At 66.1% G+C, this 25,898-nt stretch carries 23 protein-coding genes, 1 tRNA gene and 1 riboswitch; of the genes, 13 read left to right on the top strand and 11 right to left on the bottom strand.

What is annotated here, in order from left to right; all coding sequences use genetic code 11:
- Both V1351_RS01695 and V1351_RS01700 read right to left on the bottom strand, forming a co-directional pair.
- Positions 1-738, bottom strand: coding sequence for an SDR family NAD(P)-dependent oxidoreductase (locus V1351_RS01695; protein ID WP_338750129.1), 738 nt, complete (start codon positions 736-738; stop codon positions 1-3).
- Positions 739-764: 26 nt separating this feature from the next.
- Positions 765-1,505 (bottom strand): hypothetical protein, encoded by a 741-nt coding sequence (locus V1351_RS01700; protein ID WP_338750131.1) that lies wholly within the window; start codon positions 1,503-1,505, stop codon positions 765-767.
- A gap of 152 nt (positions 1,506-1,657) precedes the next feature.
- Between V1351_RS01700 and V1351_RS01705 the strand changes: the two genes are divergently transcribed.
- Both V1351_RS01705 and V1351_RS01710 read left to right on the top strand, forming a co-directional pair.
- Complete coding sequence (locus tag V1351_RS01705) at positions 1,658-2,371, top strand: metal-dependent transcriptional regulator (protein WP_422389014.1); 714 nt, start codon at positions 1,658-1,660, stop codon at positions 2,369-2,371.
- A 133-nt stretch (positions 2,372-2,504) separates the two neighbouring features.
- Positions 2,505-2,678, top strand: a riboswitch (cyclic di-AMP (ydaO/yuaA leader).
- Position 2,679: 1 nt separating this feature from the next.
- Complete coding sequence (locus tag V1351_RS01710) at positions 2,680-3,594, top strand: C40 family peptidase (RefSeq protein ID WP_338750133.1); 915 nt, start codon at positions 2,680-2,682, stop codon at positions 3,592-3,594.
- 125 nt (positions 3,595-3,719) lie between these two features.
- On the opposite strand, the gene mnhG is transcribed toward V1351_RS01710, so the two are convergent.
- From mnhG to V1351_RS01750, 8 genes are all read right to left on the bottom strand, one after another.
- Positions 3,720-4,073, bottom strand: a complete 354-nt coding sequence (gene mnhG, locus V1351_RS01715; protein ID WP_338750135.1) for a monovalent cation/H(+) antiporter subunit G — start codon at positions 4,071-4,073, stop codon at positions 3,720-3,722.
- On the bottom strand, positions 4,070-4,336 hold the full coding sequence (locus V1351_RS01720) for a monovalent cation/H+ antiporter complex subunit F (RefSeq protein ID WP_338750136.1): 267 nt from the start codon (positions 4,334-4,336) through the stop codon (positions 4,070-4,072). Before V1351_RS01720 ends, mnhG begins: the two co-directional genes overlap by 4 nt.
- Positions 4,333-4,911 (bottom strand): Na+/H+ antiporter subunit E, encoded by a 579-nt coding sequence (locus V1351_RS01725; RefSeq protein WP_338750138.1) that lies wholly within the window; start codon positions 4,909-4,911, stop codon positions 4,333-4,335. The genes V1351_RS01720 and V1351_RS01725 overlap by 4 nt, the downstream gene beginning before the upstream one ends.
- Entirely contained in the window at positions 4,908-6,542 is a 1,635-nt protein-coding gene (locus tag V1351_RS01730; protein ID WP_338750140.1) for a Na+/H+ antiporter subunit D, read from the bottom strand. Before V1351_RS01730 ends, V1351_RS01725 begins: the two co-directional genes overlap by 4 nt.
- Positions 6,539-6,982, bottom strand: coding sequence for a Na(+)/H(+) antiporter subunit C (locus tag V1351_RS01735; protein ID WP_338750142.1), 444 nt, complete (start codon positions 6,980-6,982; stop codon positions 6,539-6,541). Before V1351_RS01735 ends, V1351_RS01730 begins: the two co-directional genes overlap by 4 nt.
- Entirely contained in the window at positions 6,979-9,801 is a 2,823-nt protein-coding gene (locus V1351_RS01740) for a Na+/H+ antiporter subunit A (RefSeq protein WP_338750143.1), read from the bottom strand. The genes V1351_RS01735 and V1351_RS01740 overlap by 4 nt, the downstream gene beginning before the upstream one ends.
- Positions 9,802-9,900: 99 nt before the next feature.
- Positions 9,901-9,990, bottom strand: a tRNA-Ser gene (locus V1351_RS01745).
- A 639-nt stretch (positions 9,991-10,629) separates the two neighbouring features.
- The gene (locus tag V1351_RS01750; RefSeq protein WP_338750145.1) at positions 10,630-11,667 is read right to left on the bottom strand and encodes a translation initiation factor IF-2 N-terminal domain-containing protein; all 1,038 of its coding nucleotides are present in this window, start codon (positions 11,665-11,667) and stop codon (positions 10,630-10,632) included.
- 166 nt (positions 11,668-11,833) lie between these two features.
- Here V1351_RS01750 and V1351_RS01755 point away from each other — a divergent pair, with 166 nt between their 5' ends.
- Positions 11,834-12,025 (top strand): hypothetical protein, encoded by a 192-nt coding sequence (locus V1351_RS01755; protein ID WP_338750147.1) that lies wholly within the window; start codon positions 11,834-11,836, stop codon positions 12,023-12,025.
- 94 nt (positions 12,026-12,119) lie between these two features.
- Here V1351_RS01755 and V1351_RS01760 read toward each other — a convergent pair whose 3' ends face one another.
- Positions 12,120-13,061 carry a hypothetical protein gene (locus V1351_RS01760; RefSeq protein WP_338750149.1) on the bottom strand — a complete coding sequence of 314 codons (942 nt, stop codon included), beginning with the start codon at positions 13,059-13,061 and terminating at the stop codon, positions 12,120-12,122.
- A gap of 299 nt (positions 13,062-13,360) precedes the next feature.
- Here V1351_RS01760 and V1351_RS01765 point away from each other — a divergent pair, with 299 nt between their 5' ends.
- The 10 genes from V1351_RS01765 (at position 13,361) to V1351_RS01810 (ending at position 25,890) form a co-directional block, all read left to right on the top strand.
- A complete protein-coding gene (locus V1351_RS01765) occupies positions 13,361-13,636 on the top strand; it encodes a hypothetical protein (protein WP_338750151.1) in 276 nt (91 codons plus the stop codon).
- Positions 13,637-13,644: 8 nt separating this feature from the next.
- On the top strand, positions 13,645-13,983 hold the full coding sequence (locus V1351_RS01770; protein ID WP_338750153.1) for a hypothetical protein: 339 nt from the start codon (positions 13,645-13,647) through the stop codon (positions 13,981-13,983).
- Entirely contained in the window at positions 13,983-16,616 is a 2,634-nt protein-coding gene (locus V1351_RS01775) for an ATP-binding protein (RefSeq protein WP_338750155.1), read from the top strand. The genes V1351_RS01770 and V1351_RS01775 overlap by 1 nt, the downstream gene beginning before the upstream one ends.
- Positions 16,607-18,646, top strand: a complete 2,040-nt coding sequence (locus tag V1351_RS01780; RefSeq protein WP_338750157.1) for a hypothetical protein — start codon at positions 16,607-16,609, stop codon at positions 18,644-18,646. Before V1351_RS01775 ends, V1351_RS01780 begins: the two co-directional genes overlap by 10 nt.
- A 523-nt stretch (positions 18,647-19,169) precedes the next feature.
- On the top strand, positions 19,170-20,237 hold the full coding sequence (locus V1351_RS01785) for a M23 family metallopeptidase (RefSeq protein WP_338750159.1): 1,068 nt from the start codon (positions 19,170-19,172) through the stop codon (positions 20,235-20,237).
- Between the two features lie 32 nt (positions 20,238-20,269).
- Entirely contained in the window at positions 20,270-20,494 is a 225-nt protein-coding gene (locus tag V1351_RS01790) for a hypothetical protein (protein WP_338750160.1), read from the top strand.
- A 13-nt stretch (positions 20,495-20,507) separates the two neighbouring features.
- Positions 20,508-20,840 (top strand): hypothetical protein, encoded by a 333-nt coding sequence (locus V1351_RS01795; RefSeq protein ID WP_338750161.1) that lies wholly within the window; start codon positions 20,508-20,510, stop codon positions 20,838-20,840.
- A gap of 69 nt (positions 20,841-20,909) precedes the next feature.
- A complete protein-coding gene (locus V1351_RS01800) occupies positions 20,910-21,551 on the top strand; it encodes a hypothetical protein (protein ID WP_338750162.1) in 642 nt (213 codons plus the stop codon).
- A complete protein-coding gene (locus tag V1351_RS01805) occupies positions 21,548-24,841 on the top strand; it encodes a DEAD/DEAH box helicase (RefSeq protein ID WP_338750163.1) in 3,294 nt (1,097 codons plus the stop codon). The genes V1351_RS01800 and V1351_RS01805 overlap by 4 nt, the downstream gene beginning before the upstream one ends.
- Positions 24,841-25,890 (top strand): Eco57I restriction-modification methylase domain-containing protein, encoded by a 1,050-nt coding sequence (locus V1351_RS01810; RefSeq protein WP_338750164.1) that lies wholly within the window; start codon positions 24,841-24,843, stop codon positions 25,888-25,890. Before V1351_RS01805 ends, V1351_RS01810 begins: the two co-directional genes overlap by 1 nt.
- Positions 25,891-25,898 lie beyond the last annotated feature (8 nt).

Consider the following 25,898-nt stretch of genomic DNA (forward strand, 5'->3'; position numbering starts at 1 on the left):
CTACTCCCGGTGGACCTTGTGCTGGGCGGCCTGCGCACGCGGCTTGATCACGAGCAGGTCGACGTTGACGTGCGGAGGGCGGGTGGCCATCCAGGCGATGGCGTCGGCGACGTCCTCCGCGACGAGTGGCTCGGCGACGCCGTCGTAGACCTGCTTCGCGCGCTCGGCGTCACCCTTGAACCGGGTGAGCGAGAAGCCCTCCGTGTGGACCATCCCCGGCGCGATCTCGGTGATCCGCACCGGCTGGTCGACCAGCTCCAGGCGCAGTGTCTCGGTCATCGTGGCCAGGCCGTGCTTGGCGGCGGTGTACCCCGCTCCGCCCTCGTAGGAGACGCGGCCGGCGGTGGAGCCGACGTTGACGATGATGCCCTCGCCGGTGACGAGCGCGGGCAGCAGCGCCTGGACCATGCGCAGGGTGCCGATGACATTGATCTCGTACATCGTGCGCCAGTCCTCGACGTCGGCCGTGGCGACCGGGTCCAGGCCGTACGCGCCGCCGGCGTTGTTGACCAGGACGTCGAGGCGGTCGCCGACCTCGGCGGCCAGCGCGGCCACCGAGGCGGGGTCGGTGACATCGCAGGTGACCGCACGACCGTCGATCTCGGCGGCGAGCTCGGTGATCCGGTCGGTGCGGCGGGCGGCGCAGACCACCTCGTGGCCGGCCGCGGCGAGGGCGCGGGCGGTGGCGGCGCCGATGCCGGAGCTGGCGCCGGTGACGAGGGCGAGCGGGCGGGTCATGGGTTCTCCTCGATGACGAAGGGGGTTCAGGCTGCGGGTGCGGTGCCCGGGATCAGGTCGCGGGGCACGGCGATCCACGTCGCGGCGGCGCTCGCCAGGAGCCGGTCGCCGTCGTAGAGGGCGGTGCCGGACCAGCGCTTGCGGCCCTCGCGGCCGGTCGACCAGGCGAGCACGACGAGCTCGCGACCCACCGGCACCTCCTCGTGGACCGTCGCGACGAAGGTGCCCAGCAGCAACGGGTCCTCGTCGATCCCGGAGGCGAAGGCGCCCGGGCAGTCGAGCGCGGCGAGGACGGGAGGCAACCCCCCTTCGCCCAGCGTCACGGGTGCGGCGAGCAGACCGGGTCGCGAGTCGACCGGGCTGGCGTAGACGTGCAGGCCGTCCGGGGCATCGGGGCCGCAGACGTAGCAGCCCGGGAACGGGTGACCGGTGCGGTCGAAGGCCTCGGCAGCGGCGCGGGCCTCCTCGAGGGTGACCGGGGCAGGGACATCCAGACCGTGCCCGTCACTGCGGCGCGCGGTGCCGAGCAGGGTGTCCTCGTGGAGGAGGTGGACGGCGAGCGCATCGGGCTCGGCGACGGAACCGTCGACCTCCCAGCGCAGCGGACGGTTCAGCGGGGTGGGGGCGGTGAGGCGCACCGTCGCCGATGCCGCGCTCCCCTCGGCCGGGACGAGGTCGTCGAGGCGCTCCACGAGCAGCCCGCAGACCCACCCTCCGTTGCCGCACCCCGGAGGGCCGGCCCGGCGGTCGGAGACGGTCGTTGACATGGATGTGGTGTGCACCACGCCAACCTATCGACCTGTCGCAGACGGTCCACGAGCCGGTGGCCGGCGCCGACTGTTTCGTCGTGGCCACGCGGATCGCCGCGGCGGCCTTCGGCCCGGTCCGCAGACTGGACGGACAGGGCATGATGGGTCGTGTGAAGGATCTCATCGACACCACGGAGATGTACCTCCGCACGATCTTCGAGCTCGAGGAGGAGGGCATCCCTGCGATGCGTGCGCGCATCGCCGAGCGCCTCGGTCACTCGGGCCCGACCGTCTCGCAGACGATCGCCCGCATGGAGCGGGACGGACTCGTCAGCCTCGGGACCAACCGTCAGCTCGTGCTCTCGGAGGAGGGACAGCAGCTGGCCACCCGCGTGATGCGCAAGCACCGTCTGGCCGAGCGCCTGCTCGTCGACGTCATCGGCCTCGACTGGGAGCACGTCCACGAGGAGGCCTGCCGGTGGGAGCACGTGATGAGCGAGCGGGTGGAGCGCAAGATCCTGGGGATCCTGCCCGACCACCGCGAGTCGCCCTACGGGACGCCGATCCCCGGACTGGACGAGCTGCTCAGCGGAGAGGACGAGGTCATCGACTACCGGGAGGGCCTGTCCAGCCTGAGCGAGATCGTGGAGCAGGACCACACGGGGGACTTCCGAGTGCGGCGCATCGGCGAGACCGCGCAGGTCGACACCGACGCCCTGTCCCTGCTCACCGCTGCCCAGCTGCACCCCGGAGTGGTCGTCCAGGTCTCGGTCGACGACGAGGAGCGGGTCGTCGTCCAGCGTGACGGAGCGGACCCCGCCGACGCGGTGTCGCTGCCCCGCGGCGTCGCCGACCACGTCTTCGTGGAGTCCGTGCACCGGTGAGGTCGTGACCTTCCCCGGTGGCTTCCGTGACCTTGGCGTGACATCCCCGTGATCGCCATGTACCGTCGGGTCGTCCGCCTCCCCTGGGCGGATCCGTCGAGCGGCGCCGAGTCCTGCCACCGCGACTGACGGGTTTGGACGAACACCGCTTGGCAGGAGCGGGGGACCCACACCGGGCCATCGCAGATGCCCCTTGGGGTGAAGTCCCGCGGAGACAGGTCACCCCGGTGACGTGTCGCCACGGGACCGGGCCGCACCTCTGGCCCGAACCCGACAGCTGACCTCGTAGGCGGGAGAGGTAGAAAACTGTGTCCCACAACGTCGGGCGCCACCGCGCCCCAGGCCGCTACAACCCGGCCACCGAGATCGGCCAGATCATCACCGAGGCCGGCACGCCGCTGGCCAAGGGCTCGGCCGTCCTGGCCGCCTCAGGTGGTCTCGTGGCCGCGATCGCCATCCCCGCGCAGGCCAGCCCCCTCGACACCACGGAGCCCACGCCGCAGGCCGCCAGCGCCCTGCAGGCCAGCGGGTCCGAGCGGGCCGTCGTGGCGCTGGAGCAGACCGCCGCCGTGACCGCGCCGGCGGCGAAGTCCTCCAAGAAGGCCGCGACGTCCTTCGGCAAGGTCGGCGTCGAGCCGGTCGCCAAGCCGACCGGCCCCACCGAGGCGGAGTTGCGTGAGCGCGCCGAGCGCGAGGCGGCCGAGCGTCAGGCCGCGCAGGAGGCTGCTGCCGAGCAGGCCGCCGACGAGCAGGCCGCCGATGAGCAGCAGGCCACCCAGGAGCAGACCGAGGAGCGCCAGGAGTCCGCGCCGAGCCGCTCGCAGGAGCGTCAGGCCCCCGCGCAGAGCAGCTCGTCCGGGTCGAGTGCCCCCGCGCCGGCGCCGGCGCCGTCCTCGGGCGGTGTCATCGGCATCGCCAAGCAGTACATCGGTACGCCCTACGTCTACGGCGGCACCAGCCCGTCCGGCTTCGACTGCTCGGGCTTCACCCAGTACGTCTTCGGCAAGGCAGGCGTCTCCCTGCCCCGTACGACGACCGCCCAGCAGGCGGCCACCACGCCCGTGTCCGACCCGCAGCCGGGTGACCTCGTCTTCTTCGGGTCGCCCGCCTACCACATGGGCATCTACCTCGGCGACGGCATGATGATCGACGCTCCCAGCAGCGGCAAGTCGGTCTCCATCCGTCCGGTCTTCAGCGGCGTCTCCGGCTACGGCCGCGTCTGATCGACCTGCACGAAGGGGGCGAAGGGAGACTCTCCCTTCGCCCCCTTCGTCGTGTCTCGAGGTGACCGGACGGCGGCCTGAGTCGGGCGACCCCGCCCCTCCGTCCGCTCAGGCGGGGCAGCCGCTCATCGCTGCATGCGGCGGTAGGCCTCGCCCAGCTCGTCGATGTGCAGCAGGTCGTCCTCGGTGGTGCCGCTGCGGTAGCCGGCGCGACCGAGCATGTGGGCGGCGACCGGGGCGGTGAGGCCCTGGGCGCCGATGACGATGAGCAGCGTGGCCACGGCGCCCCAGGTGCGCACCGTCAGGGCCAGCCCCAGGAGGATGAGCAGCAGGCCGAGCGTCTGCGGCTTCGTGGCGGAGTGCATGCGGGCGAAGAGGTCGGGCAGGCGGACCAAGCCGACCGCCCCGATGAACGCGAGCAGGGCACCGAGCAGCAGCGAGAGCGCGCCGGCGATGTCCAGGAGGGCGGTCCAGCTCATTCCGGGTCCTCCTTCCGGCCCATGAAGCGGGCCACGGACACCGAGCCGACGAAGCCGGTGAGGCTGAAGACGACGAGGATCGGCAGCGAGGAGGCGTCCTCGGTGCGCACGATCTGGGTGGCGAGGATGCCGGTGATGATGACGATGATGACGTCCAGGCACAGGGCCCGGTCGAGGTTGGTGGGGCCGAGGGCGACGCGGGTCAGGGCGAGGCCGGCGGCCCCCAGGAGCAGCCCCATGGCGAGACCGAGGATGATGCTCATGCCGTCTCCTTCTCGGTGGCGCCCATGACGGCCTCGAGTTCCTCGTCGGACCCGAGCGCGCGCACGACGCGGGTCTCGACGGCGAGGACGTCCCGGCGCAGCTCCTCGAGCCCCTCGGGGGTGGTGACGTGGAAGCCGTGGACGTACAGGACGTTGGCCGTGCGACGGGCCTCGACGACGATCGACCCGGGCACCAGGGAGACGAGCGCGGAGATGATCGTCATGTACAGCTCATTGCGCACCCGCAGGTGCACCTCGACGATCGACCCGCCCTTGGGCGGATGGCGGTCGAGCGTGGCGATACTGACCTCGATCGCCGCGCTGACGAGGTCGACGAAGAAGCGAAGGGTGAGCACGAGGAGACGCCAGGGGTGGATCCGCCCGAAGTACTGGATCGACGGCAGCGGGAAGATCTGGGTGATCACCGCACCGATGATCAGGCCGTTGACGGCGTTGCCGAGGGTGATCCGATCCCACAGCAGTACCCAGACGACGGCCAGCGCGATGATGGCCCGTGGCTGGAATCCACCACGGGTTCGCGCCGAGAGGCGCCGAGAGATCCGGCGGGCGCTCATCGTCCCTCCTCGATCGGCAGCACGACCCGGACGTAGGCGTCGCGGGCGATCATCTGCTCGGCGGCCGCATCCGTGTAGCGGAAGAGCGGACCGGCGAAGAGGGAGAGGCCGATGCTGAAGGCGACCACAGCGGTGGCCCCGCCGAACATCGCGGGTGGCATGTCGCGACGCACCGCGACCGGCCTGGTCGGGGGAGTGATCGGCGTCTGCGGGCGCTGCGCGGCGACCGTGGCCCCGATGGCATCGCTGAGGCGGCCCCAGGAGGGGGTGAGAGCCGGCATCTCGAGCGTCTGGTGCTCCGCGCCGTCCAGTCGTGGCCGCCAGAAGGCGTAGCTCCACGTCTTGGCGATGGCGTAGAGGGTCAGCAGGGAGGTGACGACCGAGCCGACGACGAGCAGCCACGCCGTCGGTCCACCGACCTCGACACCGGCCTGGATGAGCGCGACCTTGCCGACGAAGCCGGAGAAGGGCGGGATGCCGGCGAGGTTCATCGCGGGCACGAAGAAGAGGAAGGCCAGGACCGGCGCACCGGCGGCCAGACCACCGAGCCGGTCGATGATCGTGGAGCCACCGGCACGCTCGATCAGGCCCGCGATGAGGAAGAGCGCCGTCTGCACGGTGATGTGGTGGGCGATGTAGAAGACGGCTGCCGACAGCCCCGCCTCGGTGGCCAGGCCGATGCCGAAGAGCATGTAGCCGATGTGGCTGACCAGGGTGAAGGAGAGCATCCTCTTGATGCCCGGCTGGGCCACCGCCCCGAGGATGCCGACGAGCATCGTCACCAGGCCGGCGCCCATGATGAGGTGCTCCAGCGGGGAGTCCGGGAAGAGCAGGAACTGGGTCCGGATGATCGCGTAGATACCGACCTTGGTCAGCAGGCCGGCGAAGACCGCGCTGACCGGGGCGGATGCCGAGGGGTAGCTGTCCGGAAGCCAGGCGGACATCGGGAAGATCGCGGCCTTGATCCCGAAGACGGTGAGCAGGAGCAGTTGCAGGGCCAGCGCGACGGTCGAGTCGATGTCCGGCAGGCGCATGGACAGCTGGGCGAGGTTGACCGTGCCGGCGGCCGCGTAGACGCCGGCGACGGCGACGAGGAAGAGGAAGGAGGAGACCATCGAGACGATGACGTAGGTGGTCCCCGCGCGGATCCGCGTGCCGCTGCCGCCGAGCGTGAGCAGCACGAAGGAGGCGAAGAGCAGCATCTCGAAGCTGACGAAGAGGTTGAACAGGTCCCCGGCGAGGAAGGCGTTGGACACGCCTGCCGAGAGGACGAGGTAGGTGGGGAAGTAGATCGCCAGTGGAGAGCCCTCGTCACCGTCGGCCACTCCCTGCCCGATGGCGAAGACCAGCACGCTGAGGATGACGAAGCTGCTCACCAGCAGCATCAGCGCCGAGAGCCGGTCGGCGACGAGGGCGATGCCCAGCGGTTCCCGCCACGCCCCGAGCCACAGTGCCATCGGCCCCTCGGTGTGCGTGTGCCACATCAGCAGGACGGCGACGGCGAGACTGGCGCTGAGGACGAGGAGGCTGATGGCCAGCTGGGCCCGTTGGGAGCGGCGGGCCACGAGGGTCAGGGCCGCGCCGAGCAGCGGGAGCAGCACGGGCAGGGGGAGGACGTTGACCATGCTCATGCGGTGGCGTCCTCCTCGTCTGCCTCGGTGGTGGACTGGGTGTCCGGGTCGTAGGTGCTCGACGTCTGGTCACGCTCGGCGAGCCGCTTGATCAGCTCGTCCTCGGCGTCGTCGGGCACGTCGTCGCTGCCGGTGATGCGCCACTGCCGGTAGGCCAGCGACAGCACGAAGGCGACCGATGCCAGCGCGATCACGATCGCGGTGAGGACCATCGCCTGCGGCAGGGGATCACTCATCTCCTCAGGCGGTCGGGCGCCGACGAAGGCCGCCCCCTTCGCCGGGCCGGAGGCCACGAGGTACAGGGCGGCGACGCCGTTGCTGGCCAGCACGATGCCGAGCAGCACCCGGGTCAGGGCGCGCTCCAGGAGGAGGTACGCCCCGGCGGCGACGAGCACTCCGGCGACGATGACGAGGGTGAGGCTGGGTTCGATGGCATTCATGCGGCGACCTGGTCCTCCTCTGCGTGTCGGTCCACGCCGGCGCCGAGGGAGCGCACCACGTCGAGCGCGAGCCCGGTGACGATGAGGTAGACGCCGATGTCGAAGACCAGCGCGGTGACGAACGTGACCTCGCCCCAGAGCGGCAGGGTGACGTCGAGGACGTAGGACTGCAGGACGGTCCCACCGAAGGCGAGGGGGAGCAGCGCGGAGATCGCCGACACGGCCAGGCCGGCCCCGAGGACGGCGCCGGCGTCGACGGGGGCGGCGTGGTCGAGCTCGTAGCGGCCCCCGGCGAGGTACCGGGCGAGCAGCGCGAGCCCCATGGTGAGGCCTCCGGCGAAACCACCGCCTGCCTGGTTGTGCCCGGCGAAGAGCAGGTAGAGCGAGAGCGCGATCATCACGTGGAAGACCAGTCGCGTGGCGGTCTCGAGGATGACCGAGCGGCGCTCGCGCGGCATGGTCGAGGCGACCGTCTTCTCGTAGTCACCGCGGCGGGTCCAGGTGCGCTCGATCTCGTGGGAGCGCAGGAAGACGAGGCTGGCGATGCCGGCCGCGGCCGCGACGAGGACGGTGATCTCGCCGAGGGTGTCCCAGGCGCGGATGTCGACGAGGGTGACGTTGACGACGTTGCGACCGTGACCGAACTCGTAGGCCTCCTCCGGGAAGGCCGTGGAGATCGGCGCCTCGCGCCGTGCGTTGGCGGCGACGACGGTCAGGATGCTCACCGCGGCGCCGAGGCTGCCGGCCAGCACCATGCGCCAGTAGCGACGCCAGGGGCGGCGGGTCGTGCGGGGACGGTGGCGGAAGTCCGTGGGGAGCCTGCGCAGGACGAGGACGAAGAGCACGAGCGAGAAGGTCTCGACGAGGATCTGCGTCAGCGCCAGGTCAGGTGCGCCGTGCACCTGGAAGAGCAGCGCGAGACCGTACCCGGTGAGCCCGACGAACATCACCGACTGCAGACGGTTGCGCGAGCGGACCGCGAGGATCGTGGCCGCGATGATGAAGAGGGCGACGGCGACCTGGGTGAGGTTGTCCCACAGCCGCACCGACGACCCGGACAGGGCGGAGGCGGCGACGATGCCGGGTAGGACGATGACGACGGCGAAGATCGTGCCGAGGTAGGTCGGCAGCGACCCGCCCTGGGAGAGCGCGGTGATCTCGACGGCGAAGCGGTCGAGGGCGCGCATGAGCCGCTGGTAGACCCGCTCGGCATCGACCACGTGGGGGAGGGCGGCCTGCAGGCGGGCGAAGGGGGCCCGCCACACGAAGAGGAGCGCGCCACCGGCGATGGCCAGGGCGGACAGGCCGAGGGCAGGGGTGAACCCGTGCCACAGGGCCAGCTCCTCCGGCGTGCTGCCGGGCAGCGTCTCGACGTGGGGTGCGAAGGTCTCGGTCAACCACCCGCCCATGAAGCCCTCGACCACGGTGAGGACCGCCAGGCCCACCGGGGCGATGAGCAGTGCGTTCGAGGCGGCGAAGGGGGTGGGGCCGGCGGAGGCACCCGTCGTCGACTTCGTCATGAACGCGCCCCAGATGAATCGGGCCGAGTACGCGGCGGTCAGGGTCGAGCCGAGACCGAGACCGACGACCAGGAAGGCCCCGCCCCAGGGGCCGAGCGGGGAGCCGATGGACTCGACGGCCGCCGTCAGGGACGACTCCTTGGCCACGAAACCGATGAAGGGGGGCAGCCCGGCCATCGAGGCGGCCGAGATCGTGGCGGCGGTCGCCAGGACCGGGAGGCGTCGGCCGAGTCCGTGCAGCTCGGTCAGGTCGCGGGTGCCGGTCCCCTTGTCGATGATGCCGACGGTGAAGAAGAGGGTGGACTTGAAGAGCGCGTGCGAGAGGACGAGCGCGAGCGCGGCCAGCGCCGCGGCCTTGGTGCCGACACCGGCCAGCGCCGTCATCATGCCCAGCTGGCTGACCGTGCCGTAGGCGAGCAGCAGCTTGATGTCGTCCTGCCGCAGGGCGCGCCAGCCGCCGATGAGCATCGTGCCGATGCCCAGCCCGATGGTCAGGATGCGCCAGCCGGGGGTGGTGGCGAAGATCGGAGCCAGCAGGAGGATCAGGTAGATGCCTGCCTTGACCATCGAGGCCGCGTGCAGGTAGGCGCTGACCGGGGTCGGTGCGGCCATCGCACCGGGCAGCCAGAAGTGGAAGGGGATCTGCGCGGACTTCGTCAGGGCGCCGACGAGGACGAGCACGACCGCGATGGTCGTCAGGGTCCCGGCCGGCGGCGGGTCGGCGAGCATGGCACTGATCGTGTAGCTGGAGGTCTCGCCGAGGACGACCGTGCCCACGAGCATGGCCAAGCCGCCGAAGGTGGTCACCAGGAGTGCCTGTGTGGCCGAGCGGCGGTTGGCCGAGCGCACCGGGTTGTGGCCGATGAGGGTGTAGCTGAAGATCGTCGTCAGCTCCCAGAAGACGTACAGCGCCAGCAGGTTGTCGGCCAGGACGAGGCCGAACATCGCGCCCGCGAAGGCGACGAAGACGCCCGTGAAGCGCCAGAGGCTGGGGTCGTCACGCCGGAAGTACCAGGCGCAGTAGACCAGGGCGAGGGCACCGACCCCGGTGACGAGGAGGCCCAGCAGCCACTGCAGGGCCCCGAGCTGGAGGGTGAAGTCCATACCGAGTGAGGGCACCCACTCGACGTTCTCGCTGATCACCCCACCGCCGGAGACGGCCGAGGTCTGGGCCAGCAGCCACACGAACGCCGCACCCGGCACGAGCGCCAGGACCAGGAAGGAGCGCCGGTCGAGGACTCTGGTCAATCCGGGCGCCACGGCTGCTGCCACGAAGTGGGCGAGCAGCAGCAGGGTCACGAGGGCCTCTCGACGTGGTCCGGGGGACGGGACCACAGGTTACCGGCTGACCGTCGGCGGCTCATGCGATCCCGCATCGAGGGTAGCCCGGTCCACGAGTGCCCCCGGCTGGATTCGAACCAGCGACACCTTCTTTAGGAGAGCAGGCTGGGACCTAGATGTCTGGCTTCCCTCCCGGATCTACCGGGGTAACCGTGAGAACTGGACATGGTCGCGCGGGTCGATCTGGGCGGACATGTGCCCATTCTGTGCCCGCCCTGGCGGCCAGACCACGTTGACGGACAGAGAGAGGCGCCGACCCGATAGCGGAGCAACGGAGGCCGAAGCTGCTGGCGATCAAGCGGTCGTATGCGGGAAACCGGTACACCACATGTGCGGGAGCACATACCTGAAGCGGTTCACCAGTTACCGCTTGATCGGCAGCCGTGAAGGCCGCACTGTGTAGCGGCGGGTCGTCGACTCGAAGGTGGGGCACTGACCAAGGTGGTTGGTGCCCTTTCGTCGTGTCCGCCGGGCAACGGAGGGCGCGTAGGCGGGGGTGCGCGGAGGGCGAGGAACGAGCCCGGAGCGCGGGGGTCCCTGCCGGAGCGGCCGGAGGACGACCGGCGGACGCGGGCCGGAGGCCCGCCTTGAGTCAGTAGGGAAAGTCATCACACGGACGTTCGAAGAATTGCTGTCCTGTCCCGGTAGGTGCTTGACGCTCGTGTGTCAGTAGGTGGTTGACACTCGAGCCATTTGATGCTGGATCGGTCCTTGGGGTGGACTTTTCGGCCATTTCTAGGGGTATTGGTGGGCTGAGTGACCCACCTCGGTGGCACGAGTCAGGTCTCACGGGCAACCCGAGTGGTCGGAGTTAGCCGGTGCGTGATCCCGTTGCGGCGGCAGAACTTGTCGAACAACAGGGTCTCCGTCGAAGTCAACGCGGAGTAGGATCTGGAGGTCTCCCACTGCCTTCTCGGACCACTCCGCTGACGCTCCTCCATGGAAGCCAAGGGTGGCCTGCAACTTCACGCCCAGGGTCACGTTTCGGCTGGCTTCCTCAGTCAGGTTAAGGCGCAGGGTCTGACTCTTCTTCTGCACTCCGTCACGAACTGTCCCAAGCAGGTGGCTCATAGCGGGGTCGTGGCTCAGTCGCTTTTCGATGACCAGAGCTTCCGCCTTGGCAAGATTTGCTTCGGCTGGAACGTTATGTGAGCCAACCTCAAGAAGACGACGAAACTTTCTCGATGCCTGGCGGTCGAACGAGGCTTCAGCGTCCACAAGTGAGTGTTTTCCGTCCGCTCGGATTGTAAACTCGTCATCGCCTTGATGGACCAGCAGCTCCTCTACCGAGAACGATGACGCACCGAGAATTCCCGCGACACGGTCATAGATGAGCAGCTTGTCTAGTGCGAAGACTTCTCGGGCTCTCTCAACAGGCTCGTAGTGCTCAGGGTCAAACGGGCTTTGAATCAAAATGGCCTCCACCTCGAGCAGGCCGCGCTCATATAGTTGCCGGTCTAAGACCCCTGAGGGTCGGCGGCTAGGAGGAGTGACCGATGCGACGTGATTGCACCGCGCGCGGGGGGCATCGTTCCGTGGAAGAACTGCGACAACTCTTCGGCGATGTTCGGGCGTTGCTTGCAGGCTCTTGCTTCGAGTGGCTTTGGATGCAGCCGCCTCAGGTGAAGCTTCTACTTCCCTCGCGGCACGGGCGACGTCTGCATTGGTGAAGGCATCGCGAACCTTTCTCACCACGGGGCCCTCCAGGGTCGAAGAGGCACTCTTCACGAACTCACCTTGGTCGCCCAGGAAGGTGAGCAACTCTTTCGATGAGAGCCCCAGCTCCCTCGCCAGTTCATGAACTCTCACTTTGGCTTTGGCCATGATTCCTCCTGTGCTAGTCATTAACTGTCACTCGTGAGAACCGACTCGCATGCCGTCCACGTTCCATTCTGATGGCGCAGATGGCGCAGGGGTGCTCCCAGTGACTGTCCATCTCCGCGAATGCTCTGGCCGAGACTTCCTCTGTGGACGAGTCGGCGAGGTCCTGATGGTGGCCCGACAGAAGGTCGCGGTCGGCCGTCAGTACGTCCAAGCGACGGCGACGATCCACGTCTCCGAGACGAACCTGGCCATCCTGCTGCCCGACGGAGACACCAAGGTCGTGCGCCGGACCAACGAGCAGGCCGTGCGTAGCATCAAGGGACAGCGGCCGCAGACCGCTGACACCCCAATTTCCTAGGCCGAACGTCAAGGACGTGGTGACACAGATCCGTCAAGGCCCTACTGACTCAAGACACGTTCGAAGAATTGCTCGGTCGTCCGATAGGCCGGATTTAGCCGCCGAGCGGGGGGAGGGTCGCGCTGATTAGGCTCTGCAGAGCGTCGTACGCCGCGTTGGTGGTCATGCCCGCCGCGAGCGTATAACCCCCCTGCCGGACTTTCTCAAGCCAAGAGGAGACCTCGGGTCCCTGCGTGCCACCGTCCTGGTCGATAGCCCGTTGCAGGTCTTGCGTCGCTGCGTCGTCAACGATGTCGTTCACTTCACGGAGTAGCGTCTTCACGTCTCCTGCAGCGACGGTGGCTTGATTGCCCGTTCCGCTGGCTAGTGCATTGCCACTTCCTAGGACGAGGGAGGCATGATCGCCTGTTAGATGGATCGTCACGTTCTCGACTGCAGCGGCGACCTCGGGGCTTGTTTTCACTGTAGGTCCGCCCAAGGTGCCGGCGTCGGTGGATGCGCCTTCGAGGGCCAACACCAGCCGCAACGCTGTTGTTTGCACCTGATCCATCACGGTGGTCAATCGAGAGCGTGGTACGAGCAATTCTGCTGTGTCGAGAAGCATGAGTTCGACAGTCCCCATCTTGCCTTCCTCGATCGCCTTTCGAGCCTCATGCACCCAGAAGTGAGGGAGCGGCATTCGAGGGTCGTTGTCCGCGCTCTGAAGGGCGGCGAGTTCGGCGACGGACTGCCTGAGGTCGCCCCACCCCTGTTCCATGGTGGGGCGCAGGCCCTCTGCTAGGTCCCACGGGCCGACGATGATGCTGCGCGAACTTCCCATGGGTCCTGCGAAGTTTAGGCGAATTGTGGGCGTGGCCCTTCGGTACTCCGGCACAGGGTCGTTGGGCCCATAGCCATCCAGCTCGGACGTTAGCCATTGAGACAACTCATCTGCCTGGATTCGAGATGCCACAACCATGAGTCGACGAAGTGCACCTGGCAGTTCAGTCGTTGATCCACTCAACTCGTCGATCGCCTTGGTCAGCGGATTTGTCACTTTACCCCTCCGGTAATCAGCCAATGGGCGCACGCCACGTGGTCCAAGAGTGCCTCGTTCTAGCCCAACTGTGCCATCAACACTGATATTGCCCCGCGAGGACCGACAAGGCCGCTCCTTGCCTGTGGATAAAGATCCGCGGCCAGGGCTTGTCTCTGGTGTGCTGGGTTGCAGGCAGGGGTCCTCGAGACGGGCGGCACCTCCTGCCGCGTGAAAGATGCGTAGTGCGCTGTGCGCTGCGTACTGTTGTTGATGGGGCAGGTGGTCCCGCAACTGATCTGGAAGAGGGAGTGCTTCTCATGATGGGTTTCACCGTTTCGTCGCTGGTCGCCGCGGTGTCGGCGGACATCGTCAACACGGACGGGCTGAAGGGAGAGCTCTTCGGCCTCCTGGGAATTGGAATCATCGCGGTTGGTCTGGTCGCGCTGTTCGCGTTCGGGACGAAGAAGTCTGGCGTCCGGGATCTGCTTTCGACGCTCGGTGGCGTCCTGATCGTGTTCCTGATCGTGGGCCTTGCCGGGCTGGTCGGAACGTCGACCGGTCGCGACATGGTCTCGGCGATCTTCAACTTCTGAGGTCGACCGTGCGACTGACCACAGATGACCGCGTGTGGCGCTTTCAGGGGCGCCTCGTCGAGGTGGACGGGATCGAGATCCCCATGCATCCGCGCTACGTGGCGGTGTTCATCTTCCTTGTGGCTGCGCCGGTTCTGGCGCTGCTCTTCTCGCCGCTCGGCTGGTTCCTGGCCAGTGTCTCTGGTGCTGTCTTCGGCGGCATCGTCGCGTGGGTCCTCGCCGACTTTGTAACAGGCGAAGTGCCGGTCGGGGCATGGCTGCGGATCATCCGCTCCGAAGTGGAGGCACAGCGGCGGTTTCGACGTGACCGACTCAATCACGACGCGAAGGTGGGTGACCTGCGGTGATGTTTGGCAAGGCAAAGAAGTCCCCGCCCAAGAGGCAGGGACTGGATGTGTCGCTACCGAAGTCCTACGACTGGCAGCTGACCGGACTCTCTGGCCACGTGACGACGGCCCGGGGCGAGGTGCGTGCGTGGTACGTCCTCCGTGAGGTCGACTGGGAGTTCCTCTCCACTGACCAGCGCGAAGCACACATCCACAACGCTGCACGAGTGCTGACGGGACTGGCGGGACGCAGTGTCCACGAGCGGGTTTCGTCGATGCCGTTCGCGGCTTCGATGTGGGCAGCAGCTCTTGACGCCTCGACGCCGAAACCTGTCGACGAGGCCGCATGGCGGGAGTACTTGGCCGGAGGCCAGCGGGTCCTCACTTCTCGTTCGCTTTCCGCGACTCCGGTGCTCTGGGGCATTTCTGTGGGCAACGAGTCGACCGTGGCTCGGGTCCTGGGCGGTCTTCGCGCGGAGGACCGGGCTGGCCGAGCCTCGGCGCGGTTGAGTGCCGACATCGAGAACCTTGACGCCCTTATGGAGTCGATCGGGCGTCCCGCGACGCAACGCGAGGTGGAGTGGCTGGTTTCGCGGTCCCGAGGCCTCGGCCTGCCGAACCCGTCGCCATCGTGGGCCGCCGGCGCAGAGCCGGTCGACGTCTTCGACCTGGCAGGCGTGATGGACCAGGTCGAGGTTCATCCCGGACCTGTTGGGTCGCGCACGGTGCGTTTGGTCGGGTCGCCCGACCGTTCAAAGACCGTCGACCCGGTGGAGACACACGTGGCGGTGTTGTCGATGGCCCGCATGGAGGACCGCTCGATCCCTGAGACCTCACCGCCCTGGGCGGCCTACGCGCGCCGCTTCGGCGGGTTCGAGATGTCGTCGCACTTCCTTGTCCGCGAGGGGCGGTCGGCCGCCAAGGACGTCGAGAAGCGCTTGCAGCTGATCCACGACCAGAAGGACCAGTTCCAGCGTGCCGGCTCGCGCATGGAGCCGCCGATGCTCGGCCAGGCGCACAAGGCGGCTCGTGCGATGAAGCATGAGATGGAAGAGGGTTACGGGACGGAGTCGACCCGCATCTACGCGTACGTGCGGTTTGCCGTCGCGGGGCCAACGAGCAAGCAGGCGCTCGAGCGGGCTCAAGGCCTGATCAAGCATTACGAGGCCGAGCGGATCGACCTGAAGTACATGCGCAACGTCGAAGGTGCCTACCGGGAGTTCGTGCCGGGAGAAGGGATCTCGACGACTGCCCACCTTCGTCACATGCCCGTGGCTACCTACGCGGCCGGGCTGCCGAACGTGTCCAGCCGTCTCGGTGACCGTGAGGGGCACCTGATCGGCTCGACCGTCGGCGCCGGTGGCCACCCCTTCATCTGGGACATGCACCAGGGCATGGAACAGTCCTCCCGTTCGGGCCTGACGCCACTCGTCTCAGGCTTGGGAGGGGGGAAGTCCACCCTCATGGGCCTGCTCGCAGCGCTCGAAACGCTGTCGAACGTATCCACGACGATCTTCGACCCGTCCGGCCCCTTGGCTCGACTGACGAAGTGGGAGCCCATCGCATCCGTCTCGAGCGCGTTGAACCTGCTCGATGCCGCCGAGGGGACGTTGTCCCCCTTCGGTGTGGTCGTGGACCCGACGGCGGAGTCGGTCGAGGCAGATGAAGCCGTGCAGGAGAAGCTGCGGACGCTCGCCACCCGAAGGGAGCGGAACGAGTACCTCGAGCAGAAGTGGCGGGACGCGCGGCAGGTGGCGCGAATGGAGCGCTCGGCGCTGGCCCTGGACGCGATGCGCAGCATCCTCCCCGAAGGGGTGATGTCCGGGGCCATGACGGAGGTTCTGCTCTCTCGGGCTCTGTCTCAGCAGGAGAGCAGCCAGGACGGATCCTTGGCGGACGTTGTCGAGCTGCTCGCGGATCGGGCGCTCTTTCCTGAGGAGTTGGCGCGCACCCTGTACGAGAGCCTGCGCCAGATGATGGAGCACCCGCGCACGCGACTGTTCTTCAACCCTGGCACGCAAGCGCAGTCATCGTCGCGCCTGCTGGTCATCACTCTTCCGGGCATGAGCCTGCCGAAGCAGGAGGCGGAGCGCTCCTCGTGGTCCGTGGATGAACGCTTGTCGGTCGCCGTGCTCAACCTTGCCGCGCAGTTTGCCTCGTCGCGGATCTACTCCGGCGGGATGAACGAGCGGAAGTTCGTCGGCTTGGACGAGGCTCACCGTCTCTCCCAGTGGGCATCGGGACGTAACCTCTTCGCCCGTCTCGAACGGGACAGCCGGAAGTGGAACGCGCGGATCGTGACTAGCTCCCAGGACCGCCACACGGCCTTGTCGGCGCAGTCCGCGTCGAAGGCGCTGATCAGCGACGCTTTCATCGGAGCACTGGACGACCCGGACCAACAGGAGGACGCCCTTCGCCTCATCGGGGTGAAGACCGGGGTCGGCTATGAGCGCACCTTGGGCAATCTGCGATCACCCGAGGGGACGCCCGAGAGTGCCGCATATCGCGACTTCGTGGCCCGGATCAACGGCAAGGTCGGTCGATTCCGAGTGAATCGGGATGTGCTGCCGGGCCTGTGGGAGCTGCTCGACACTCGCCCGAAGGGGCAGGAGCGCCGCAACGTCGGCGTCGCCAGCGAGCTGGAGTGGGTCTGATGCGCACCGCGTGCCGAGTGCTGCTGTCCCTCGTCGTCGCTGGGCTGTGTGCCCTGACCGTCGGGGCAGTGCCGGCCACTGCTGCACCGGACCCCTTCGGGTGCGAAACGGCACCGGTTGCTGACGCACCTACGGACGGACTCGCCGGCTGGCTGCTGCCTGCACCCAATACTCCGCCGACGAAGGTCAACCCGACCTCAGGTGCGAGCCTGCTGCAGAACCATGGGATTGCTGGCCTGTCCTGGTTCTCCTTCGACGACGACTGCGACTTCGGCGTCGGGGATGTGACCGATAAACCAGGCGAGGTCATGAACGGGATCGCGTCATCCATCTTCCTGCCTGCAGTCCTGTCGGCGGGCGCGACGGTTTCGGCTGGCAACGCTTTCGGCAATCCCGATTGGCTCGACTTCCTCGATCCCGTCTTGCGGCACACCTCGACCGCGATGGCCCAGGCATTCGCGGAACCACTCATGCCGCTGTTCATCCTTGTAGCGGCACTGTCGGGGCTCGTCTTCGCGGCCCGCCGGGAGGTGAGCAAGACCCTGAAGGTACTCGCCTTCGTCCTGATCGGGTTCTGCGTCGTCGGGCTGACCGTGGGCTGGCCGGTCAAGGCCGCCAAGGCAACCGACGACACGGTGTCCGCGGTCGTGCTGACTGGGCAGAAGAACATCATCAGCGGCGTGGACGAACCGCCCTCCGTCGCCGACCGTGAGCAGCCAGGAGCCGTCTTCATCGGTCCGCTGTACAAGGCGCTGGTGTGGGACGTGTGGTTGCGCGGACAACTCGGCTCCGACGACTCCGCGGTGGCGCAGAAGTACGGCTATCAGCTCTACGCCTCGCGCACCCTCACCTACACAGAGCAGGCGCAGGTCAACCGCGACCCCAGCGGCGCGGGGAAGAGGATCTACGAGCAGAAGAAGGAGGCCTTCAAGGAGGTCGCGGAGAAGATCAAGAAGGAGGACCCCGGGGCCTACCATCACCTGACGAACGCCAACTTCGGGCAGCGCATGGGCCTTGCCATTGGGGGCTCACTGATTGCCCCCATGGCGTTTTCTCTGCCGTTCCTCGCCTTCGTGCTGCTCCTGCTGTGCTTCCTCTACTGGCGCTTCACGGTGATTTTGGGGCCGATGCTCGGTGCGGTGATGGCGATGATGCCCTCGGTTGCACGGTCGGTCGCGCGCAAGCTTTGTGCGGTCGTCCTCAACACGGTGATTTTCGGCCTCGGCGCGGCGGTCTACATCGCCTTGGCGCGCTTCATCACAGAAGCCCACGAGATCCCCTTCGGGTGGCAGTGCCTGTCCATCGCCGTCCTGACGCTCGTGGGATGGATCGTGCTCCATCCCGTCCGAGCCCTGACCCGGTTCACCGCGCTCAACATGCCGGGCGCCGACGGCCAAGCAGCCAGCGGCGCGTTGAGCATCGCCAAGACCGTGTTCACGGTTGCCGCAGGTACAGCGCTGGGTGAACGAGCTGCAGACGACGACGACGAGGAGGACGGCGGAGAACAGAAGTCGTCCAAGCGCCCAGACCGGCGGATCACCCACCAGTGGAAGGAAGGCGAGCAGGCCACCGGGGATCTGGGTACCGCTAACGAGCCGAGCCTCGACATGGCGCCGCTCGAGCCGGAGACCTCAGCGCCCTTCACGGACGGCATCCCAACTCAGCGCGAAATCATTGAACGGGAAAGGGACGACTCGGCAGAGACGCTCGTGGTGGCCCAGGTTGACGCATCCTCCATCGAGACGCCCGAGGGGACCGACGATCACACTGCGTCGGACTCGGAAGCGGTGACAGTCGCCAAACCTCCACCACCTGTGGTGCTCATCGAGGAAGGCACGGGTGAGCCGGTGGAGCAGGTCGAGCCGGTCGCTGTGGTCGCGCCCGCATCCGAATCGGTTCCGGTTCGATACGACGACGGCATACCCGCCCAAGCGAATCCTGAGGAGGCCGGTTGGGTCTTCTACGACGCCTCGACGAAGGAGTTCGTGACCAGCAATGGCAACGACGAGGTGGAGCGGGGTGAAGCGTGATGAGGAGCATGGGGCAGGTCGTGAGAGTCGTCCTCGCCGTCGTTGCGCTTGTTGCCGCGGCTGTCGTTATCAAAGTCGCGCCGGATCCTGATCGTGGAGTTGCGACACCCCCAGAGCCGGTGGCTGCGTACCCGAGCACGGGAGTAGCCCCGGAGGAGGAACAGGTCGCGTCACCGTCATCAAGCGAGGCGAGCGAGGAGGTTCGCTGGGAAAGGACCGCTCGCTCGTTCATCAGTCGATACGACAACACGAAGGGAGGGCGCGCCGCGTGGTTGCGTCGCCTGCGCCCCGTCGTCAGCCAGGACGTTTACTCAGGGCTGCAGACCGTCCGTCTGGCGAATCTCCCTTCGGGGACGTTTACGGCAGGTGAGGTCCTGTGGAGGGCTGAGGTCGGCGGGACGATGCGATTCCCCCTTCGTGGCGGTCCACTTCGCGGGCTCGACGTCACGGTCTCCGCCAGCGATGAAGGGACCTTACGCGTGACGGGGTTCGTCCCAGTGCCAGACCAGCAGCAGGTGGCGTGATGGATCCGTGGATCGCCGGAGCGCAGCTGGCGTGGCGGTATCGACGCATCGTGCTGGCCGCACTGGTCGTGTTTGCCGTGGCCACGTGGCTGTTCCTCCTCACGGTCGTCGCTGCTGCTACCGGCGGTTTCTCCGCTCCTGAGGAGGGAGCGACTGGTCGGGATGCGTCGATCACGTGCGTGGGGGCGCCCTCGAAGGAGCTCAGCCTGTCGCAGGAGCAGGCGGCCAACGCAGCGAAGATCATCGCCGTGGCGCAGCGGTTGAAGGTCTCTCCGCGCGGTCAGGTCGTGGCCATCGCCACCGCCCTGCAGGAGAGCTCTTTGCTCAACCTGAACCACGGTGACCGGGACTCGCTCGGGCTGTTCCAGCAGCGACCCAGCCAGGGCTGGGGGTCACCTGCCCAAGTGCGCGACGTCGTGAAGTCCACCGAAGCGTTCTTCGGTCGCGCCACACACACGGACAACCGAGGCCTGCTCGACGTCCAGGGTTGGGAGTCCATGCCAGTGACCGTGGCCGCGCAGACCGTGCAGGCTTCCGCGTTTCCCGAGGCGTACGCACGGCATGAAGCAACCTCGGTGGCCATCGTCGAGACTGCCAGCGGTGAAACCGGACTCTGCGAAGACGTGTCTGTGGGCGGATCTGGCAAATGGAGGGCACCCCTCCCTGCTGATGCTCTGGTGCCTGGGTCTCCCTTCGGCATCCGCCTCCACCCGATCACAGGGGTTGCGCGCATGCACGAGGGGACGGACTTCGCCGCGCCCCTGGGCACGCCACTCCATGCCATGAGCAGCGGCAAGGTCGTGCACGCCGGCCCGATGGGGGGCTACGGAAACCTCGTCATCGTCGACCACGACGGAGGCATAACGACGCGGTACGCGCACATGAGCCAGGTCGACGTGAGGCCGGGGCAGACGGTCAAGGCTGGGCAACGGATCGGGGCAGTCGGGAGCACAGGTCAATCCACTGGGGCGCACCTCCACCTCGAGGTCCGTGTGCGCGAGGAAGCCGTGAACCCGCTGCCGTGGTTGCAGGGCAAGGGGCTCGACCTGAACGGAAAGGGATCCTGATGTGGAAGGAAATCCGGCGATACGCTGGCGCAATGACGGGCGAAGTGGCTGACCTCTTGAGACGCGCACGCTCTGCCTCCGCCGAGGTCGAGGAGTTGGAAGCGTCATTGTCTGCCGCCCTAGAACGTCGCAACGACTTGTTCCTCGAGATCGCCGGCACCGGCATGTCCGCAAGCCAGATCAGTGAAGCCGTGGGGGGAAAGATCGGCACGAGCGGCGTCCGGTACGGCATCCTGAAAGCTCGCCAGTCTCGCTGAGGAGGGGATGGGCATGCGGAGCATCGCGAGGTATCCCGAGGTCCGGGGAGACGGCTCGCTGTGGGTTCCGCTTGCTCCGCCGCCCGCGCCGACGTATCGGCAGCTCTCGCCCCAAGACTCTGGCATTGCCGGTGCACGGGCGGTGGTGTCGTACTCGACAGAGTGGCTCACGGAGTTGCGGGTTCTCACGGATCCCTACGAGCAGAGGGAAGACGGCTCGCGGTGGGTGGTTCAGCTGTGTGATGAGGGTGCATGGCACGACTTCGATCGGCACGGTATCGATCCGATCAGCGCTGAGCGGTTGGTCGCCTCCGTAAGACTTGTCTTCGTCTTGGACTCAGTGTGACCACACGGGCTGTCGGCCCCGAAGGCTAGAGTCTGCCTCAACTTGGTGATTTGGCAATGGGGGTGTGGAGTGACGCTGGCCGTCGAGGAGTTGGTTGTGAGGTCACGCGAACGAGTGAAGGCCCACGGCGAGGTCTTTACGCCCCGCTACATGGTCGACCAGATGCTCGACCTGGTGAGCGAGGACTTGGAATCCAGCCCCGACTTCGTTGACAAGACCTTCCTCGAACCGTCGGCCGGGGGCGGCAACTTCCTCGTGGCGATCCTGCGACGCAAACTGCAGGCGATCGAGAAGCGCTTTCCGGCCAATGAGTGGGCGCAGGAGTCGCTGTTCGCGCTGGCGTCCATCTACGGCATTGAGTTGCTAGAGGACAACCACCAAGAGGCAAAGGCGATCATGCTCGCGGAGTTTCTCGGCTTTCACCGCGACCACGGCACCCCGTGCAGCAATCGCACCAACCTGCACCGCGCTGCAGCCTTCCTCATCGACACCAACATCGTCCACGGGAACACTCTGACCAGTCAGGACTGGCGCGGCCAGGAGATCCAGTTCTCGTGGTGGCATAGGTCTCTGGAACAGCCGGGCATCGTTGAACGTGAGCCCTTTTCATTCCGATCCCTTCGCGACAACGGGGCGCTCGACTTCGCGGTATATGAGGTCTACGCACCGTGTCCCATCAACCGTGTCCACCAGGAGGTGACGGCCTCGTGACGAGCCCCAAGATCGCTACCTTCCGCCAGATCAATCCGATGGTCTACTCATGGCGAACCCCAGACGTGCCCAAGTACGACGGCTGGGAGAAGATCGGCTACACAGCTCTCCAGACCGTCGACGACCGGATCGCACAGCAGGCGTCCCAGATGTCGGTGAAGAAGGAGAAGGTTTGGGCGCGGCGAGCCGTGTTCACGTCCGAGACCGGTGGCCAGTTCACCGACACGGACTTCCATGCCTACCTGAAGCAGCACGGTGTCAAGCGCGAGTTCGCCCCTGATGCACAGCCCCAGCAGACGGAGTGGCACCACTTCACCCCTGCGCCGAAGTCGTCCCTCGACTACTTCAACGCCTTCGCCGGCCAGGACTACAGCGACCTTCAAACCGGCAGCGAGGACGACTACGTCCTGAGGCCCGAGCAGCAGGATGCTGTCGCCCAGGCCATGGCGGCCTTCGTCCGTGGCTCCGAAGAGGTGCTGTGGAACGCCAAGCCTCGGTTCGGAAAGACGCTGACGACATACCACCTCATGCGCGAGCTGGACGCGGTCCGCGTTTTGATTGTTACCAACCGACCGGCCATCGCCAACTCGTGGTTCGACGACTTCACTCGCTTTATCGGCCACCAGACGACATTTAAGTTCGTCTCGGAGTCGCCATCGCTGGCACACCGCTCACCGATGACCCGGGCCCAGTGGATCGCCTACTCCAACGAACACATGGACAAGGACCCCCGCGTCGTCGAGTTCCTCTCGCTTCAAGACTTGAAGGGGTCGCAGTACTTCGGTGGGACGCACAATAAACTGAAACACATCGCCGACTTCCAGTGGGACCTTCTCGTCATCGACGAGGCCCACGAAGGCGTCGACACCACCAAGACGGATATCGCTTTCGACCAGATCAAGCGCAAGCACACGCTCCACCTGTCAGGCACACCGTTCAAGGCGCTGTCTGCAGGCCGCTTCACCGACGACGAGATCTTCAACTGGACGTACGAGGACGAGCAGCAGGCTCGCACGGATTGGGACGACAGGACCCAGGAGAATCCCTACGCTGCGCTGCCCACCCTCAACCTGCTCACTTACCAGCTCTCTCGCATGATCACCGACCGCCTAGCCGAGGGCGTAGCGATCGACGAGGACGAGGCGAGCGTGGACTTTACGTTCGATCTCAACCAGTTCTTCGCCACCAAGGACAACGGATTCTTCGTGTACGAAGCTGAGGTCACCAAGTTTCTCGACACCCTCACGACCAACGACAAGTACCCGTATTCCACCCCCGAGCTACGCGACGAGATCCGCCACTCCTTCTGGTTGCTCAACCGTGTGGCCTCCGCGAAGGCGCTGGAGAAGCTCCTCAAGGTGCACCCAGTGTTCAAGGACTACACCGTTGTCCTCGCAGCCGGTGATGGGCGAACCGAAGAGGACGACCCGGTCGCCATTGGCAAGTCCCTAGGCAAAGTGCGCGAGGCGATCGGTGACGCAGAAGCCTCAGGTGGCAAGACCATCACCCTGTCGGTTGGACAGTTGACTACGGGTGTCACGGTCCCCGAGTGGACCGCAGTCATCATGCTGTCCAACATGTCATCCCCGGCTCAATACATGCAGGCGGCCTTCCGGGCTCAGAATCCGCATACCTTCGAGCGAGACGGCGACGTCTACCAGAAGACCAACTCATATATCTTCGACTTCGCCCCAGAACGCACGCTGACCATCGTCGATACATTCGCGAATAACCTGAGCCCAAACCCACCGTTGAGCGCAGAGATCCGACGGGACAACATCCGACGGCTCCTCAATTTCTTCCCGGTGCTGGGCGAGGACTCCGAGGGGCGCATGATCGAGCTCGATGCCTCGCAGGTCCTCACCTTCCCGCAGGTTTTCAAAGCCCGCGAGGTCGTCCGACGCGGTTTTCTGTCAAACCTGCTGTTTGACAACGTGGCCGGCATCTTCCGTTACTCCGAACACGTCAAAGAGATCTTGGACAAGTTGCCGACGGCCAAGGGGGGCAAGGTCAAGAAGGGCGAGACCCTAGAGATCCCGCAGCCGCCGCCCACGACGGACCCTAACGGCAACGTGCAGGTCGACGAGACCGTCATCAACCCCAAGGTCGCCGAGCTCGGTCCCCCGGTGTGGGCGGTCGAGGAGATCCCCGTCATCGACCCCGCCACTCCTGTGGCCAAGGCCGTGGCCGAGGTCGCCAAGTTCGTGACGGGCCAGACCGGCACTAAGCGCGAGGAGTTGAAGGACGCTTATCAGCTGACCAAGAAGCAGGTCGAGCGAGACGTCAAGCGGACCGAGCAGCTCGTGGCCGACAAGGTTGAGCGTGCACTGACCGATCACCAGATCGCCCAGAAGCACCTCCAGGATGAGTTCGAGGCCGCGGCTACCGAGACCGAAGCCGACGAGGTCAAGTCTCGGCAAGCGGGCGAGACGGAAGCGTTCAAGACGGATCTGGCGGCGATCGTGGAGGACGTGATGGAGGCCATCGTCCCCGAGGTGGTCAAGAGGGAGGAGACAAAGTCGGAGCAGAAGCGCGCCGACCAGACGATGGAGGACGCCCGGTCCCACCTTCGGGGCTTCGCCCGCACGATCCCGATGTTCCTCATGGCCTACGGTGACCGCGGCCTGGTTCTGTCGAACTTCGACGACTACACCCCGGACGACGTGTTCGAGGAGATCACCGGTATCACCGAGGACGAGTTCCGACTGCTGCGCGACGGGCAGGACGTCACTGAGGAGGACGGCACCGTTGTGAAGATTCCCGGCCTGTTCGACGAGGCGGTCTTCAACCAGTCCGTCCAAGAGTTCCTCGATAAGAAGGAAGCCCTGGCCGACTACTTCAACGACTCCCAGACTGAGAGCATCTTCGCCTACATCCCGCAGCAGAAGACCTCTCTCGTCTTTACCCCGCAACCGGTAGTGAAGAAGATGGTCGACCTCCTTGAGGTCGAAAACCCGGGCATCTTCACGGACCCGGACAAGACGTTCGCCGACCTGTTCTCTACCGCCGGGCTGTTCCTAATGGAGCTCGTGCGCCGCCTCGATACCGGTCTGACTGAGGTCATCCCCGACCAAGAGGACAGGCTGCGGCATATCCTCACGTCGCAGATATTCGAGATGAGTCACAGCGAGATCCTGCACCGCATTACCATCGAAGCTGTGTCTGGTGGCCTGCCTGAGCGTCGCGAGTGGATGGAGAGCTCGGGGCACTTTGTGTATGGCGATATCGCTCGCATGAGCACCGAGCAACGACGCCAGATCGTTGACGGAATGTTGACGGAAGGAAGCTGATGATGGGAAAGAAGTTTGACGTCGTGATCGGCAACCCGCCGTATCAGAGTGAGGCCGTTCGTGAGGGTGGTCGAAGCGAGCCGCTCTACCACCTCTTCTTGGATGCCGCATACGAGGTCGGTCAACAGGCGGTCATCATCACGCCCGCACGATTCCTATCCAATGCAGGCCAGACGCCGAAGGCGTGGAACTCCAAGATGCTCGCGGACAAACATCTTCGAGTCGCATACTTCGAACCGGACTCGGGCAAACTCTTTCCTGAAATTACCGACACGATCAAGGGCGGCATCGTCGTCACCCACCGCGACTCGGAACGGATCCTCGGGCCGATCGGTACATTCGCCCGTCACACTGCCCTTGGCGGAGTACTACATAAAGTCGACCGTGCGAGCGTCGCGTCGCTCATGACGGTTGTCTCTGCAAAGGGCGCGTTTCGATATACAAACAAGATGTTCGAAGACTACCCAGATGCATCGGAGATGATCCCAAACGGGAGCAGCAACATGGTTGTTGGCTTCAACACCCTTCCATCTATATGGCATACCGATAGGCCGAACGACGGCCATGTCTACGCGGTCGTGCATGGCCTTGATTCGACGAGGCGTACGTCGCGATACATTCGACGGGACTACATCACTGGACCGGATTCGTTCGACAAGTGGAAGGTAGCAATCGCGAAGGTAAACGGCACGGGTTCGACCACTGACTTCTTCGGGCTGCCCCTGACGAACCCGTTCGTGCTCAACCCAGGTGTGGGTGTGACGCTTACGTTCATGACGATCGGCGCGTTCGATTCGGAGATGGAGGCGAACGCGTGCCTCAAGTATCTAAAGACGAAGTTCGCGCGTGCGATGCTGGGCGTGTTGAAGGTGACTCAGGACAACGCGCGCGGGACTTGGAAGCACGTCCCCCTCCAAGACTTCACCAGTAGCTCCGACATTGCTTGGGCGAAGTCGATCCCCGAGATCGACCAGCAGCTCTACGCCAAGTATGGACTCGATGCGGACGAGATTTCCTTCATTGAAGAAGAGGTAAAGCCGATGGCATGACTCAAAAG

This window comes from Janibacter sp. A1S7 (assembly GCF_037198315.1).
GTDB lineage: Bacteria > Actinomycetota > Actinomycetes > Actinomycetales > Dermatophilaceae > Janibacter > Janibacter alittae.

What these genes read in the sequence shown, in the direction of transcription:
- V1351_RS01700 (WP_338750131.1), bottom strand. Translation starts at nt 1,505, where the DNA reads ATGTCAACGACCGTCTCCGACCGCCGGGCCGGCCCTCCGGGGTGCGGC.
- V1351_RS01790 (WP_338750160.1), top strand. Translation starts at nt 20,270, where the DNA reads ATGACGGGCGAAGTGGCTGACCTCTTGAGACGCGCACGCTCTGCCTCC.
- V1351_RS01730 (WP_338750140.1), bottom strand. Translation starts at nt 6,542, where the DNA reads ATGAGCATGGTCAACGTCCTCCCCCTGCCCGTGCTGCTCCCGCTGCTC.
- V1351_RS01785 (WP_338750159.1), top strand. Translation starts at nt 19,170, where the DNA reads ATGGATCCGTGGATCGCCGGAGCGCAGCTGGCGTGGCGGTATCGACGC.
- V1351_RS01720 (WP_338750136.1), bottom strand. Translation starts at nt 4,336, where the DNA reads ATGAGCATCATCCTCGGTCTCGCCATGGGGCTGCTCCTGGGGGCCGCC.
- V1351_RS01775 (WP_338750155.1), top strand. Translation starts at nt 13,983, where the DNA reads ATGTTTGGCAAGGCAAAGAAGTCCCCGCCCAAGAGGCAGGGACTGGAT.
- V1351_RS01765 (WP_338750151.1), top strand. Translation starts at nt 13,361, where the DNA reads ATGATGGGTTTCACCGTTTCGTCGCTGGTCGCCGCGGTGTCGGCGGAC.
- V1351_RS01755 (WP_338750147.1), top strand. Translation starts at nt 11,834, where the DNA reads ATGGTGGCCCGACAGAAGGTCGCGGTCGGCCGTCAGTACGTCCAAGCG.
- mnhG (WP_338750135.1), bottom strand. Translation starts at nt 4,073, where the DNA reads ATGAGCTGGACCGCCCTCCTGGACATCGCCGGCGCGCTCTCGCTGCTG.
- V1351_RS01810 (WP_338750164.1), top strand. Translation starts at nt 24,841, where the DNA reads ATGATGGGAAAGAAGTTTGACGTCGTGATCGGCAACCCGCCGTATCAG.
- V1351_RS01795 (WP_338750161.1), top strand. Translation starts at nt 20,508, where the DNA reads ATGCGGAGCATCGCGAGGTATCCCGAGGTCCGGGGAGACGGCTCGCTG.
- V1351_RS01735 (WP_338750142.1), bottom strand. Translation starts at nt 6,982, where the DNA reads ATGAATGCCATCGAACCCAGCCTCACCCTCGTCATCGTCGCCGGAGTG.
- V1351_RS01725 (WP_338750138.1), bottom strand. Translation starts at nt 4,911, where the DNA reads ATGAGCGCCCGCCGGATCTCTCGGCGCCTCTCGGCGCGAACCCGTGGT.
- V1351_RS01750 (WP_338750145.1), bottom strand. Translation starts at nt 11,667, where the DNA reads ATGGCCAAAGCCAAAGTGAGAGTTCATGAACTGGCGAGGGAGCTGGGG.
- V1351_RS01695 (WP_338750129.1), bottom strand. Translation starts at nt 738, where the DNA reads ATGACCCGCCCGCTCGCCCTCGTCACCGGCGCCAGCTCCGGCATCGGC.